This window comes from Kitasatospora sp. NPDC004614 (genome assembly GCF_042873675.1).
In the GTDB taxonomy this organism is placed as follows: domain Bacteria; phylum Actinomycetota; class Actinomycetes; order Streptomycetales; family Streptomycetaceae; genus Kitasatospora.
Genome location: NZ_JBIALR010000002.1, coordinates 245,375 through 259,458 on the forward strand (window position 1 = coordinate 245,375; position 14,084 = coordinate 259,458).

Here is a 14,084-nt window from a genome sequence, read left to right on the forward strand (position 1 = left end):
TGGGACCATGACTGAGGGCACCACCGAGGGCCACTCGCTCGGCCACGGCCGGTATGTGCTGCAGCGGTTGCTCGGGCAGGGCGGCATGGCGGCCGTTCATCTGGCGTACGACACGGTGCTGGACCGTCAGGTCGCGGTGAAGACGCTGCACACCGAGCTGGGCCGGGAGGCCTCGTTCAAGGAGCGGTTCCGGCGCGAGGCGCAGGCGGTGGCCCGGCTTCAGCACACCAACATCGTCTCGGTGTTCGACTCCGGTGAGGACGTCGGTCCGGACGGGACGGCGACGCCGTACATCGTCATGGAGTTCGTCGAGGGCCGTTCGCTGAAGGACGTGCTGGACGAGCAGGTGACCACCCGCGGCGCGATGCCGACCGAGCAGGCGCTGAAGATCACCGCGGCGGTGCTGTCGGCGCTGGAGGCCTCGCACGACCAGGGGCTGGTGCACCGCGACATCAAGCCGGCGAACGTGATGGTGTCCACCAAGGGCGTCGTCAAGGTGATGGACTTCGGCATCGCGCGCGCCCTGCAGTCCGGGGTGACGTCGATGACGCAGACCGGCATGGTGGTCGGTACCCCGCAGTACCTGTCGCCGGAGCAGGCGCTCGGCAAGAGCGTGGACGCCCGGTCCGACCTGTACTCGGTGGGCTGCATGCTGTTCGAGCTGCTCAGCGGGCAGCTGCCGTTCGACGGCGATTCGGCGTTCTCGATCGCGTACAAGCACGTGCAGGAGACCCCGCCGGCGCCGTCCACGCTGAACGGGGCGGTCACGCCCGCGGTGGACGGGCTGGTGGCGCAGGCGCTGCGCAAGGACCCGGCGCACCGGTTCCCGTCGGCGGAGGCGATGCGCGAGGAGGTCGAGCGGGTCGCGGCGGGGGAGCAGGGCGGTACGCCGTTGCAGGCGTCGACTCCGCTGGTGATCGGCGAGGGGCCGCGGTCGGTGCATGCCGCGCCGTCGCTGACCAACTTCCCGCCGGTGAACGGTGGCACTCCGCCGCCGCAGCCGTACCAGCCGGTGCCCGGGCCGCAGACGCCGCCGCCGTACGGGCAGACGCCGCAGCCGTTCCCGCAGACCCCGCCGCCGTTCCCGCAGGCGCCGCAGACGCCGCAGCCGTTCCCGCAACCGCACTTCCAGCAGGGTTTCCCGCAGACCACGCCGCCGCCGTTCCCGCAACCGATGCCCGGGCCGCCGATGCCGGGTCCGATGATGACGGGGCCAATGACAACGGGGCCGATGGCGTACCCGCCGCCGGCGAACAACAGCAACGGCTGTTCGACCGCGCTGATCGTGGTCGGTGTGATTGTCGGTGTGATCATCCTTGCGATCATCATCGTGTCGATCGCGGCGGCCGGAGCGAGCACCTCGACCTACTGATCCCGGGCCCTGCTCCGTGCTCGAACTCCCCTTCGGAGCGGGCTCGCAGAGTTCGCTGTGAGCCCCGCACCGGCCCTCCCGTGCCACGTCGGAGCGCGCGAGACGGTAGCGTTCTGAGGACGGAACCGACAGGGCGAACGCGCGCCGAGCGAATGCCCGGGGCGAGGAGCGATGGGTCAGAGCGAACGACCGGACGACGGCCGGGCGGACCAGCGGGACGTTCCGGCGCAGTACGCGCGGGACGAGGACGACGGCCGGGCCGCCGAGATCACCGGACCGACCGAGGCACTGCCGGTCGGGTCGGCCACCTCCGGGCGGGGCGGCGCGCTTCCCCTCTCCACCGTCGGTGACGGCCGCTACCGGCTGACCGGCCGGCTGGGCCGCGGCGGCATGGCCGAGGTGCTCGCCGCCCAGGACCTCCGGCTGGGCCGCACCGTGGCGGTCAAGCTGCTGCGCTCCGAACTCGCCGAGGACGACACCGCCCGGCTGCGCTTCACCCGTGAGGCACACTCGGTGGCCGCGCTCAACCACCACTCGATCGTGGCGGTCTACGACACCGGCGAGGAGCACCACGGCGGGGAGTCCACCCCGTACATCGTGATGGAGCTGGTCGAGGGCCGCACGGTGCGCGAGCTGCTGGTGGACGAGGAGGCGCCGCCGGTCGACCAGGCGCTGATCATCACCGCCGGAGTGCTGGAGGCACTGGCGTACAGCCACCAGCACGGGATCGTGCACCGGGACATCAAGCCCGCCAACGTCATCATCACCAACGGCGGCGCCGTCAAGGTGATGGACTTCGGCATCGCCCGCGCGCTGACCGGCGCGGCCACCACCATGACGCAGACCGGCATGGTGATGGGCACTCCGCAGTACCTGTCGCCGGAGCAGGCCCTCGGCAAGGCCGTCGACCACCGCTCCGACCTGTACGCGGCCGGCTGCATGCTGTACGAACTGCTCACCCTGCGGCCGCCGTTCGTCGGCGAGACCCCGCTGTCGGTGGTGTACCAGCACGTCCAGGACGCGCCGGTGCCGCCGTCCCGGGTGAACGACCGGGTGCCGCCGCAGCTGGACGCGCTGGTGCTGCGGGCGCTGGAGAAGAACCCGGACGACCGGTTCCAGAGCGCCGACGAGTTCCGCGCCCACGTGCAGCACGCGCTGCGGCAGCTGCACGGCGCGGCCGCCGGGGGCTACCCGGCGGCCGAGACGGCGGTCCTCGGGGCCGACGGCTGGGACAGCACCCCGCCGGGCGGCTCGTCCGCGCCGACCACGGTGCTCGGCGCCCTCGGCGACCCTGCCGCCCGGACCGAGGCGCTGCCGTACCCGATGGCCTCGGGCTACCAGACGCCCGCCCGCGCGTACCCGGCCGTCGGCGGCGGGGACCACGGCGGCGAGGACGTGGAGGAGCGGCGCCGCCGCAACCCGTGGGGCCTGGTACTGGGCGCGGTCGCCCTGGTGCTGGCCGCCACCATCGGGGTGGCGCTGGCGCTGACCGCGAACGGGGGCAACCACAAGTCCACAGACCAGGACTCGAAGACGCCGGTGCACTCCACCAGCACCCCGTCCCCCGGCGAGCAGTCGGAGCACCCCACCAGCGCCCCGCCGACCCGCAGCCAGGGCACCGGCCGCCAGACCGAGCAGCCGAGCTGGTCGCCGTCGGCCAGCGCCTCCAGCTCGGCCAGCCCTTCCGGCTCCGCCTCGGCCAGCCCGTCGCACTCGACGAAGCCGTCACCCTCGGCGAGTGCGTCCGGCGAGAAGAGCTCGCCGCCGCCCAGCCCGACCTCCAGCACCCCCGCGGTGCCCAAGCCGAGCACCAGCCCGGGCGCCGGGGCGCAGCTGACGGGCTGAGCGGAGGACGGGGCGCGGCAGGTCAGTTGGCGAACGCGTCCATGACCTGCTCGTAGTCCTGGCACCACCAGGTGAGCTGCCCGGCGGAGGCCGGGAAGAGCGGGTCGGCCCGGTGGTCGCGGCGCTGGTAGTGCCACTGCAGCATCCACAGGTCGTTCAGCCGCTCCCACCAGACCCGGTGGACCGCGGCGGCGACCTGTTCGGCGTCCGCGGCGCCGGTGGCCCGGTAGGCGCGGGCCCAGTGCCGGACCCGGACCAGGTCGAGGACGCCGGTGGTGCGGTCGTTGAACAGCAGCGTGGCGGCCCGTACCGCCTCCTCGGCGACCGGGTGCGGGGCGAGCTTGTCCCAGTCCAGGACGGCGCTGACGGCGTCGCCCCGGTAGAGCAGGTTCAGGCCGTGGAAGTCGCCGTGGGTCCAGCCGGTGGGCGGTGCGGCGGTCGGGCCGGGGCGGCGGTGCCGGTGCGTGGCGAGCAGGTCCAGCCGCTCGGTCAGGCGCTGCTCGGCGAGCCGGTCGAACGGCCCGTAGGGGCGGTGGGCGCGGGCCTGGTCGCGCAGCTCGAGGACGATCCGCTCGGTCTCCTGGACCTCGGCGCTGAGCACCCGGTCCGGCTGCCGCAGGGGGGCGCAGACCTCGTGGAGTGCGCCGTGCAGTGCTCCCAGCAGGGTGCCGAGTTCGCCGCACCGGGCGGGGGCGAGTTCGGTGCCGTGCCGGTGGCTGCCGGGCACCCACGGGTAGAGCGCGAACAGCCGGCCGCCGTACGCGGTGACGGTCCGGCCGTCCCGGTTGGTGAGCGGCGGCGGTACCGGGAGGCCGAGCGCGGCCAGGCCGGCGGTGGCGCGGTGCTGGCGGAGGATCGCGGGCTTGTGGGCGGTGGCCCGGTCGACGTAGCACTTCAGGAAGTATTCGGCGCCGTCGGCGGCCGCGATCCGGTAGCCGCGGTTGAGCAGTCCTTCCGCCACCGGCACCACCGCGCCGGGCGGCGCGGTGCGGTAGGAGCGCAGGACCCCGGCCACGGCGGCGTGCGCCACCGGGGGGCTGAGAGTGCCGATGGGAGGGGCGGTGGCGTCCGGGCGGGCCGGCGCGAGGGAGATGGTCTGACCGTACGTCACGGAGCAGAGCGTATTACTCGGCGTGATAGCGACTTGACACACCGTGTTCGGCGTGATCTCAGTGCTGCGGGTCCGTCCGGCGGCGCGCGACGTACGCGGCGACCTGGGTCCGGCGCTCCATGCCCATCTTCGCCAGCAGGCTGCTGACGTAGTTTTTTACGGTTTTCTCGGCCAGGTGCAGCTCATTGCCGATCTGCCGATTCGTCATCCCCTCGCCGATCAGATCGAGGATGCGGCGCTCCTGTTTCGTCAACTGCGCGATTCGTTCGTCCTCCTTCTCGCCACCGTCGCGCAGCCGGGCCAGCACCCGGCTGGTGGCGACCGGGTCGAGCAGGGATTTGCCGGCCGCGACGTCGCGGACCGCGGAGAGCAGGTCGGTGCCGCGGATCGCTTTCAGGACATATCCGGAGGCCCCCGCCATGATCGAGTCGAACAGCGCCTCGTCGTCGGAGAAGGAGGTGAGCATCAGGCATTTCACCGACGGGTACCGGGAGCGGATCTCCCGGCACACCTCGACCCCGTTTCCGTCGGGAAGCCGGACATCCAGCACCGCCACATCGGGGTGGACCACCGGAATCCGGTTGAGCGCCTCGGCGGCCATGCCGGCCTCGCCGACCACCTCGATGTCACCCTCGATCGAGAGGAGCTCGTGCACGCCTCGACGGACCACTTCGTGATCATCGAGGAGAAATACCCTGATATGTCCGTTATCAGTCATTTGCAAAGCCTCGCACAAATCGATGGGCGTTACCCCCTTTCGCAGCGGGCCGCGCCCGGATACCGTGCGCTGGTGTCCTGACCGGGAGGTTAGCCGCGTCACAGCGGCGGTTTCCCCACCGGAGAACAACTAGGACGTCCTAGCGCAAGAGCGCCAAGGGGTGCCGCTGGGTAACGTTCTCGTGAGGGACGCCGTCGGAAAGGGAACACCGCCTGCCCGTACTGCGCGCACACCCACGCGCGCAAGCCGGGAGGGCGACCGGACCGGCCACCTGGCGACCCCGGGCGGCCGGACAGACCGAGGGAGTGAACGTGACCGTCAAAAGCACGGCGAGGGCGCGCAAGAAGGCCGCCCCCGGCGTCCCTGACAAAGCCAGTGCCGGCTCCGCAGCACCGGAGCTCGTCCAGCTGCTCACCCCGGAGGGCGACCGGGTCGAGCACCCGGACTTCCCGCTCACCGTGACACCCGAGGAGCTGCGGGCGCTCTACCGGGACCTGGTACTGGTGCGGCGTTTCGACGCCGAGGCCACCTCACTCCAGCGGCAGGGCGAACTCGGCCTGTGGGCCTCGCTGCTGGGCCAGGAAGCCGCCCAGGTCGGCTCCGGCCGGGCGATGCGCCCCGGCGACTACGCCTTCCCCACCTACCGTGAGCACGGCGTGGCCTGGTGCCGCGACGTCGACCCGCTGAACCTGCTCGGCATGTTCCGCGGCGTGAACAACGGCGGCTGGGACCCGAACGAGAAGAACTTCCACCTCTACACCATCGTGATCGGCGCGCAGACCCTGCACGCCACCGGCTACGCGATGGGCATCACCAAGGACGGCGCGGACGACGCGGTGATCGCCTACTTCGGCGACGGCGCCTCCAGCCAGGGCGACGTCAACGAGGCCTTCACCTTCGCCTCGGTCTACAACTCGCCGGTGGTGTTCTTCTGCCAGAACAACCAGTGGGCGATCTCCGAGCCCACCACCGTGCAGACCCGCATCCCGCTGTACCGCCGCGCCTCCGGCTTCGGCTTCCCCGGCGTCCGGGTCGACGGCAACGACGTGCTGGCCTGCCTCGCGGTCACCCGCTGGGCGCTGGACCACGCCCGTACCGGCCAGGGCCCGGTGCTGGTCGAGGCGTTCACCTACCGGATGGGCGCGCACACCACCTCCGACGACCCGACCCGCTACCGGCAGACCGAGGAGACCGAGTCCTGGAAGGCCAAGGACCCGATCCTGCGGCTGAAGGCCCACCTGGAAAAGGAGGGCCTCGCCGACGAGGCGTTCTTCGCCGAGGTCGAGGCCGAGAGCGAGAAGCTGGGCCTGCGCGTCCGTGAGGGCGTCCGCTCGATGCCGGACCCGGACCCGACCCTGATCTTCGACCACGTCTACACCGAGCAGCACCCGCTGGTGGACGAGGAACGCGCCGAGTACGAGGCGTACGCCGCCTCCTTCGAGGGTGGGGAGCACCACTGATGGCCGGTCAGCTCAGCATTGCCAAGGCGCTCAACGACGCGCTCCGCAAGTCGCTGGAGAGCGACCCGAAGACCGTCCTGATGGGCGAGGACATCGGAAAGCTCGGCGGCGTCTTCCGAATTACCGACGGCCTGCAGAAGGACTTCGGCGACGACCGGGTGATCGACACCCCGCTCGCCGAGTCCGGCATCGTGGGCACCGCCATCGGCCTCGCGCTGCGCGGCTACCGCCCGGTGGTGGAGATCCAGTTCGACGGCTTCGTGTACCCGGCCTTCGACCAGATCGTCTCCCAGCTCGCCAAGATGCACGCCCGCGCGCTCGGCCACGTCAAGATGCCGGTCACCGTCCGCATCCCGTTCGGCGGCGGCATCGGCGCGGTGGAACACCACAGCGAGTCGCACGAGGCGTACTTCGCGCACACCGCCGGCCTGCGGGTGGTCAGCCCGTCCAACGCGCACGACGCGCACTGGATGCTGCGCCAGGCCATCGAGTCGGACGACCCGGTGATCTTCCTGGAGCCCAAGCGCCGCTACTGGGACAAGGGCGAGGTCGGCGAGGACCCGATGCTGCCGCTGCACTCGGCGCGCATCGTCCGGCCCGGCACCGACGCCACGCTGATCGCCTACGGGCCGATGGTGAAGGTCTGCCAGGAGGCCGCGAAGGCCGCCGAGGAGGACGGCCGCCAGCTGGAGGTCGTCGACCTGCGCTCGCTGTCGCCGATCGACTTCCCCACCCTGGAGGAGTCCCTCAAGCGCACCGGCCGCGGCATCGTCGTGCACGAGGCCCCGGTCTTCCTCGGCCTGGGCGCGGAGCTCGCCGCCCGGCTCACCGAGCGCTGCTTCTACCACCTGGAGGCGCCGATCCTGCGGGTCGGCGGCTACCACGCCCCGTACCCGCCGTCGCGGGTCGAGGAGACCTACCTGCCCGACCTCGACCGTGTGCTCGACGCCGTCGACCGCGCGCTCGCGTACTGAGCGGGGAACGAAGATGACCAACGGAACCACCGCGCTCCGCGAGTTCAAGATGCCCGACGTGGGCGAGGGACTCACCGAGGCCGAGATCCTCACCTGGTACGTCAAGCCGGGCGACACCGTCACCGACGGGCAGGTCGTCTGCGAGGTGGAGACCGCCAAGGCCGCGGTCGAGCTGCCGATCCCGTTCACCGGCGTGGTCGAGGCGCTGCACTTCCCGGCGGGCGCCACCGTCGACGTCGGCACCGCGATCATCGCGGTGGCCGTCGCCGGGGCCGCCCCGGCCGAGGCCGCTCCCGCTCCGGCCGCCGCTGCCGCGCCCGCCGCGGAGACCGAGCCCGAGCGCCGCGAGGTGCTGGTCGGCTACGGCCCGCGCACCGGTTCGGTGCAGCGCCGGGCCCGCCGCACCAACGGCGCGGCGCCTGCCGCCGCCCCGGCGGCTCCGGTCGCGGCCCCCGCGCCCGTCGCTCCGGCCGCCCCGGTCGCTCCGGTGGTCGTCGTGGCGGAGGGCGAGCGCCCGCTGGCCAAGCCGCCGGTGCGCAAGCTCGCCAAGGACCTCGGCATCGACCTGCGCACCGTGCGGCCCACCGGCCCGAACGGCGTGGTCACCCGCGAGGACGTGCACGCCGCCGCCACCGCCGCCCAGACGGTCGTCGAGCCGGTCGCCGAGCCGGTCGCCGAGCCGGTCGCCGAGCAGGCTGCCCTCCCGGTGGCGACCGCCTCCGGGGACGTCCGGGTCCCGGTCAAGGGCGTCCGCAAGGCCACCGCGCAGGCGATGGTGGCCTCGGCGTTCACCGCGCCGCACGTCACCGAGTTCGTCCAGGTCGACGTGACCCGGACGATGAAGCTGGTGCGCAAGCTCAAGGAGAGCGGCGAACTCGGCGCCGGGGTGCGGGTCAGCCCGCTGCTGCTGGTCGCCAAGGCGCTGCTCACCGCGATCAAGCGGCACCCGGAGATCAACGCCAGCTGGGACGAGGCCGCCCAGGAGATCGTGATCAGGGGCGCGGTGAACCTCGGCATCGCCGCGGCCACCCCGCGCGGGCTGATCGTCCCGAACATCAAGGACGCCGGCGCCAAGACCCTCTCCCAGCTGGCCGTCTCGCTCGGCGAGCTGGTGGAGACCGCGCGGCAGGGCAAGACCTCCCCGGCGGACATGTCCGGCGGCAGCGTCACCATCACCAACGTCGGCGTGTTCGGCGTCGACACCGGCACCCCGATCCTCAACCCCGGCGAGGCCGCCATCCTGGCCTTCGGCGCGGTGCGGGATCTGCCGTGGGTGCACAAGGGCAAGGTGGTGCCGCGCCAGGTCACCACGCTGGCGCTGTCCTTCGACCACCGGCTGGTGGACGGCGAGCTCGGCTCCAAGGTGCTGGCGGACGTCGCCGCGATCCTGGAGTACCCGAAGCGCCTGATCACCTGGGGCTGATCCGCCCCGGCCGCCGGCCCCGTTCCGTTCGCGGAGCGGGGCCGGCGGTTTTTCAGGGACCCTAGCCTCTGGCGGTCCGCCAGGCGGCGTGCGCCAGGGTGTGGAAGGCCTCGGTGCCCGGCCGGTCCAGGCCGAGCGCGGCGGACAGCAGCGCGGCGGTGGCCGGGCGCGGGCCGGCGGTGCCGCGTTCCAGGTCGGACAGCGTGCGGATGCCCAGGCCCGCCTTGACGGCCAGCTCCTGCTGGGTGAGCCGGGCCCCCTGCCGAAGTGTCCGCAGGGCCTGTCCGAATGCCCCGCGTGGGTCCGTGTCCGGCCCGATCTCCATGTCCGTCGCCTTTCCCCCCAGGTGGTTCACGTTCGGCAGGGTATCCCGCCCGGCGGCGGATCGTTCGCGGTTTCCAACTCCGCTGCGGGCATATGGAATTGACTGCTCCGATCGTTCTCGTCCGGTGATTCTCCGGTGATTTTCGAGGCCCTCCGGGGGCGCGCCGCGCATTACGCCGCCCGAGGGAGTTTCGCGCCGCCCGCGCCGGGCCGGGGACCGCGATGGGTACGTCTGTGCGACCAGCCACCCGCGCAGTCAGGCCGGGTGTCGTCGCAGCGAGGATTCCCGCGTATGCCGCCTGGTGCTCCCGGCCCCGTGATGCGTTCCGCGGCCGCTCTGGTGCTGGCCGCCGCCGCCGTGCTGCCCGTCGTGGTGGAGCTGGCCTCACCCTCGCCGTCCACCGTCATCGGCCCGCCGCTGCCGGGCCCGGACCGGGCCGCGCCGCCCGCGGCCCGTCCCGACCTGCGGGCCCCCGGCGCGCCGGCCGTGGACCTGCGGACCTCCGGCGATCCGGCCAACCGGATCACCCTGGTGCTGCTGGGCGACGGCTACACGGAGGCCCAGCTGCAGCTGTTCCACGAGCAGGCGGACCGGGCCTGGCACGCACTGCTGGACATCGAGCCGTTCCGCACCTACCAGGGGTTGTTCAACATACGGCGGGTGGACGTGGTGTCCCCGGTGTCGGGGATAGCCGAGAGCGAGAGCGCCGGGAAGTCGCCCGTCACCCCGCTGGGCATGCACTTCTGGTGCGAGGGCACCGCCCGCCTGCTGTGCGCGGACGAGGACGCCACCGCCCGCTGGGCCGGGCAGGGCGAGGGCCCGCAGTACCTGATAGCGCTGGCCAACTCGACCGAGTACGGCGGGGCCGGCGGCACCGGGGTGACCACGCTGGCCGGCGGCAGCCCGGACGCCGGGCGGATCATCCAGCACGAGATCGGCCACACCGTCGGCCTGCTGGGCGACGAGTACGACACCGCCCCGAGCGACCCGGACTACCCGAACCTCTCCCCGGTGGACGCCGAGGAGATGGCGCGCGAGAAGGTCAAGTGGTGGCGCTGGCTGGGCGCGGTCTCCCCGGACGGCGGCGGCCCGGTGGGCGCCTTCCGCAGCGCGAACGGGCTGTACCGGCCGACCGAGGACTCGGTGATGCGCACCCTCGGCGGGACGTACAACCTGCCGTCCCGGGAGGCGATCATCGAGCAGCTGTACCGCCGGGTGAAGCCCACCGACGACCCCGAACCGGCCGCCGGGCAGGTGACCGGCCGGCCCAAACTGCACGTGCGGCCGCTGGCCCTGACCGGCCCGCGCCAGTTGCAGATCACCTGGTCGCTGGACGGGAAGCCGGTGGACGCCGGCACCGCGGACGGCACCTGGCTGGACACCGGAGCGCTCGCGCTGACGCCCGGTCACCGGCACACCGTCACCGCGACCGTCCAGGACACCACCGACTGGGTGCGCGACGAGGCGTTCCGCGCCCAGTACATGACCCGGACGGTGAGCTGGACGATCACCGACTGAGCGGAGCCGCGCGGCGGGTTCCCGCCAGGTTCGTACCCTGACCAAAAGGTCAGGTGATGGGATGACTAGCCTGGTTCCACTATGAGCGTGGACCCCGCCCCCACCGCACCGTCCCTGTCCGTACCCGCTCCCCGTCCCGCCACCGACCCCCGAGCGGCCCCCCGGTCCGCGTTCCCGCACCCGCCCGGCGGCCGCGCCGCCTGGTTCGCCTGGTCGGTCGGCGTCAGCGTCTACGTCCTCGCCGTGGTGCACCGCACCAGCCTCGGCGTGGCCGGCCTGGACGCCGCCGCCCGGTTCGGCATCGGCGCCTCCGTCCTGTCCACCTTCTCGATCCTTCAGGTCCTGGTGTACGCCGGGATGCAGATCCCGGTCGGCCTGCTGGTCGACCGGATCGGCCCGCGCCGGGTGCTGCTGCTGGGCGTGGCGCTGATGAGCGCCGGCCAGTTGGCGTTCGCGTTCTCCACCGCGTTCGGGCCCGCGCTGGCCTCCCGCGCGGTGATCGGCTGCGGCGACGCGATGACCTTCATCAGCGTGCTGCGGCTCGCCATCCGCTGGTTCCCGGCCGCCCGCAACCCGTTCGTCGCCCAGCTCACCGGCCTGGCCGGCATGGGCGGCAACCTGTTCACCACCGTGGTGCTCGCGCAGGCCCTGCACACGGCCGGCTGGCGCACCACCTTCGGCGCCATCGCGGTGACCGGCGTGCTGGTCTTCGTCGCCGTGCTGGCCCTGCTGCGGGAGGCTCCGCCCGGGGTGCCCGCCCCGGTGCCGCGGGAGGGCGGCCGGCTGCCGGTCGGGCGGCTGATCCGGGCCGCCTGGTCCGAGCCCGGCACCCGGCTCGGCCTGTGGGTGCACTTCACCACGGCGTTCCCGGCGAACGCGTTCGGCCTGCTGTGGGGGCTGCCCTACCTGGTCGAGGGCCAGGGCATGTCCCGGGCCGGCGCGGGCGGCCTGCTCAGCCTGCTGGTGCTCAGCAGCATGGCGTTCGGCCTGCTGTTCGGCCGGCTGCTCTCCCGCTCGGCCGCGCTGCGGCTGCCCGTCACCTTCACGGTGCTGGGCGCCACCGCGCTCTGCTGGACCGTCACCCTCGCCTGGCCGCACGGCCACCCGCCGCTCTGGCTGCTGGTGGTGCTGGTGCTGGTGATGGGCAGCAACGGCCCGGCCTCGCTGATCGGCCTCGACTACGCCCGCGCGCACAACCCGCCGGAGCGGATGGGCACCGCGTCCGGCATCGCCAACATGGGCGGCTTCATCGGCTCGATGATCACCCTGCTGGGCATCGGCGTCCTGCTGGACGCGCTGGCCGACCCGGGCAGCGACAGCTACGGCGCGCACGCCTACCAGCTGGCGTTCTGCTTCCAGCTGGTGCCGCTGCTGCTCGGGACGGCGATGATCCTGCGGCTGCGGCGCAAGCTGGCCGCAGCCTGAGGGGCCTGTCCGCCCGGCAGGGTCGTACGGGTCAGGGGGTGCTCGTCAGATGGGCGAGCACCCGCATGCCCAGCTCCTGGTCGCCGATCACGTTCACCAGCGCGGTCTCCGCGCGGACCCGGCCGCAGCACAGCCGGACGAAGGTCTGCCAGTCCATCGCCAGCCGCACGTCCGGGGCCGGCTCCACCGACTCGTCCACGGTGCCCCGGCCGTGCGCACCGACCCGTACGGTGCGCTGGAACGGCATCGCGCCCGCCACGTCGAACACCACGGTGCTGCCGATCGGCGCGCCCGCCTCCTTGGCCACCTGCTTCGGCAGCGAGTCGATCAGCAGGTCGCGCGTCACCAGGGCCGCCGGGGAGTCCAGGTTGCCGGGCTCCTGCAGCGCCCGGCGCAGGTCCTGCTCGTGCACCCAGACGTCGAAGGCGCGCAGCCGCAGCACCGTCGCGTACGGGAGCTCCCGGGCCAGCGGGCCGGCCGGCCAGCGCACCAGGTCCTCCGCGCCGTGGCGGGAGTTGCGCAGCGCCCGGGAGCGGCGGATCACCGTGTACTCCAGCTCGCTGGTGATCTCCACGGCGGTCCAGCAGCGGCGCTTGTCGACCGGCAGCTCCATGTAGCGGGTGAAATCGTTGCGGACGTGCGGCAGGTCGCGCGGCAGCGCGTGGATCGGCCGCGGGTCGCCGAGCATCTCCGACTCGACGCCGATGATGTGCGACACCACGTCGCGCACCGACCAGCCCGGGCACTCGGTGGCCCGGTTCCACGCGTCGGTCGGCAACGGGGCGAGCAGCTCGGATATGGACTCGATCGACTGCGTCCACGCATCGGTGTACGCCTGCACGGTCTGGTTGTCCGTCACTGGTATCTCCGGCCCCTCCGTCGGCTTGCGTCGTCCCACGTCGCCCGGGCTGCCGAGACCTCCGCACGGACGCGCATACGGCACGTTACGCTGCCGGGTGAGAGCAGGGCAGCGCTTTCGGGTGACGATCGTAGGACTCTTGTCGTGGACGGTGGTACTGTGCGCGCTTCATTGATCCAACTCGCGGTCTCGGACGCCGAGCCGGCCGCCGAGCGGCGGGCCAGGGCCGCGGCGCTGATCCGCGCCCAGGACGGCGCCGACCTGGTCGTGCTGCCCGAATTGTGGCCGGTCGGCGGCTTCGCCTACGACGCCTGGTCGGACGGCGCCGAACCGCTCGACGGGCCCACCGCCGAGACGATGTCCGCCGCCGCCCGGGCGGTCGGCTGCTGGCTGCACGCAGGCTCGATCGTCGAACGCGACCCCGACGGGCCGATCTACAACACCTCGCTGCTGTTCGCCCCCGACGGCGAACTGGTCCGCACCTACCGCAAGATCCACCGCTTCGGCTTCGACGCCGGCGAGGCCGTCGTGATGGGCGCCGGCCAGGAGATCGTCACCGCGGACGCCGGCTTCGCCACCCTGGGCCTGGCCACCTGCTACGACCTGCGCTTCCCCGAACTGTTCCGGGCGCTGCTGGACGCCGACGCCGAACTGCTGGTGATCCCCGCCGCCTGGCCCGCCCGGCGTGCCGAGCACTGGAACCTGCTGGCCCGCGCCCGCGCCGTCGAGGAACAGGCCTACGTGCTGGCCTGCAACACCGCCGGCACCCACGGCGGCGTCGAACAGGCCGGCCGCAGCCTGGTCGTCGACCCGTGGGGCCGGGTGCTCGCCGAGGCCGGACCGGACGAGCAGGTGCTCACCGTCGAATTCGACCCCGCCGAAGTCGCCAGGAGCCGCGCCGAGTTCCCCGTCCACCGGGACCGGCTGCTCGGAATCCCGGCACCCGTACAACGCTGACATTTCGCCGCACATCGCCGTACCTTGGTCCGGATTGACCATTCCGGGGTAATCTGTGCCCGTTTTGGGGAGCTGGGCCCGGCCGCGATCGGCACGG

The 14,084-nt window shown here is 72.7% G+C and carries 11 protein-coding genes and 1 pseudogene; 8 read left to right on the plus strand and 4 right to left on the minus strand.

The window, feature by feature from the left end; all coding sequences use genetic code 11:
• Nucleotides 1-7 precede the first annotated feature (7 nt).
• Nucleotides 8-1,342: pseudogene (locus tag ACFYST_RS06570) on the plus strand (protein kinase); the annotation flags it as partial.
• A gap of 201 nt (nucleotides 1,343-1,543) precedes the next feature.
• Nucleotides 1,544-3,217, plus strand: coding sequence for a protein kinase (locus ACFYST_RS06575; RefSeq protein ID WP_387860457.1), 1,674 nt, complete (start codon nucleotides 1,544-1,546; stop codon nucleotides 3,215-3,217).
• A 22-nt stretch (nucleotides 3,218-3,239) separates the two neighbouring features.
• Here ACFYST_RS06575 and ACFYST_RS06580 read toward each other — a convergent pair whose 3' ends face one another.
• On the minus strand, nucleotides 3,240-4,328 hold the full coding sequence (locus ACFYST_RS06580; RefSeq protein ID WP_387860460.1) for a phosphotransferase enzyme family protein: 1,089 nt from the start codon (nucleotides 4,326-4,328) through the stop codon (nucleotides 3,240-3,242).
• A 58-nt stretch (nucleotides 4,329-4,386) separates the two neighbouring features.
• Complete coding sequence (locus ACFYST_RS06585; protein WP_387860463.1) at nucleotides 4,387-5,046, minus strand: response regulator; 660 nt, start codon at nucleotides 5,044-5,046, stop codon at nucleotides 4,387-4,389.
• A gap of 311 nt (nucleotides 5,047-5,357) precedes the next feature.
• On the opposite strand from ACFYST_RS06585, the gene pdhA reads away from it, so the two are divergent.
• The 3 genes from pdhA to ACFYST_RS06600 are packed head-to-tail and all read left to right on the plus strand — an operon-like array spanning nucleotide 5,358 to nucleotide 8,903.
• Nucleotides 5,358-6,506 carry a pyruvate dehydrogenase (acetyl-transferring) E1 component subunit alpha gene (pdhA, locus tag ACFYST_RS06590; protein ID WP_387639732.1) on the plus strand — a complete coding sequence of 383 codons (1,149 nt, stop codon included), beginning with the start codon at nucleotides 5,358-5,360 and terminating at the stop codon, nucleotides 6,504-6,506.
• Nucleotides 6,506-7,480 carry an alpha-ketoacid dehydrogenase subunit beta gene (locus ACFYST_RS06595; protein ID WP_387639730.1) on the plus strand — a complete coding sequence of 325 codons (975 nt, stop codon included), beginning with the start codon at nucleotides 6,506-6,508 and terminating at the stop codon, nucleotides 7,478-7,480. Before pdhA ends, ACFYST_RS06595 begins: the two co-directional genes overlap by 1 nt.
• Before the next feature lie 13 nt (nucleotides 7,481-7,493).
• Nucleotides 7,494-8,903, plus strand: coding sequence for a dihydrolipoamide acetyltransferase family protein (locus ACFYST_RS06600; protein WP_387860466.1), 1,410 nt, complete (start codon nucleotides 7,494-7,496; stop codon nucleotides 8,901-8,903).
• A 61-nt stretch (nucleotides 8,904-8,964) separates the two neighbouring features.
• Here the strand turns inward: ACFYST_RS06600 and ACFYST_RS06605 are convergent, their stop codons facing one another.
• Entirely contained in the window at nucleotides 8,965-9,258 is a 294-nt protein-coding gene (locus tag ACFYST_RS06605; RefSeq protein ID WP_387639725.1) for a helix-turn-helix domain-containing protein, read from the minus strand.
• Nucleotides 9,259-9,519: 261 nt separating this feature from the next.
• Between ACFYST_RS06605 and ACFYST_RS06610 the strand changes: the two genes are divergently transcribed.
• On the plus strand, nucleotides 9,520-10,746 hold the full coding sequence (locus tag ACFYST_RS06610; protein ID WP_387860468.1) for a M64 family metallopeptidase: 1,227 nt from the start codon (nucleotides 9,520-9,522) through the stop codon (nucleotides 10,744-10,746).
• A gap of 81 nt (nucleotides 10,747-10,827) precedes the next feature.
• A complete protein-coding gene (locus ACFYST_RS06615) occupies nucleotides 10,828-12,171 on the plus strand; it encodes an MFS transporter (protein WP_387639723.1) in 1,344 nt (447 codons plus the stop codon).
• 31 nt (nucleotides 12,172-12,202) lie between these two features.
• Here the strand turns inward: ACFYST_RS06615 and ACFYST_RS06620 are convergent, their stop codons facing one another.
• Nucleotides 12,203-13,030, minus strand: a complete 828-nt coding sequence (locus ACFYST_RS06620) for a maleylpyruvate isomerase family mycothiol-dependent enzyme (protein ID WP_387639720.1) — start codon at nucleotides 13,028-13,030, stop codon at nucleotides 12,203-12,205.
• Between the two features lie 159 nt (nucleotides 13,031-13,189).
• On the opposite strand from ACFYST_RS06620, the gene ACFYST_RS06625 reads away from it, so the two are divergent.
• Complete coding sequence (locus ACFYST_RS06625; protein ID WP_387860471.1) at nucleotides 13,190-13,987, plus strand: carbon-nitrogen family hydrolase; 798 nt, start codon at nucleotides 13,190-13,192, stop codon at nucleotides 13,985-13,987.
• Nucleotides 13,988-14,084 lie beyond the last annotated feature (97 nt).

Bases quoted from the DNA above. Each gene is read 5' to 3' on its own strand.
- ACFYST_RS06575 (WP_387860457.1), top strand. From the start codon at position 1,544: ATGGGTCAGAGCGAACGACCGGACGACGGCCGGGCGGACCAGCGGGAC.
- ACFYST_RS06585 (WP_387860463.1), bottom strand. From the start codon at position 5,046: ATGACTGATAACGGACATATCAGGGTATTTCTCCTCGATGATCACGAA.
- ACFYST_RS06595 (WP_387639730.1), top strand. From the start codon at position 6,506: ATGGCCGGTCAGCTCAGCATTGCCAAGGCGCTCAACGACGCGCTCCGC.
- ACFYST_RS06600 (WP_387860466.1), top strand. From the start codon at position 7,494: ATGACCAACGGAACCACCGCGCTCCGCGAGTTCAAGATGCCCGACGTG.
- ACFYST_RS06610 (WP_387860468.1), top strand. From the start codon at position 9,520: ATGCCGCCTGGTGCTCCCGGCCCCGTGATGCGTTCCGCGGCCGCTCTG.
- ACFYST_RS06615 (WP_387639723.1), top strand. From the start codon at position 10,828: ATGAGCGTGGACCCCGCCCCCACCGCACCGTCCCTGTCCGTACCCGCT.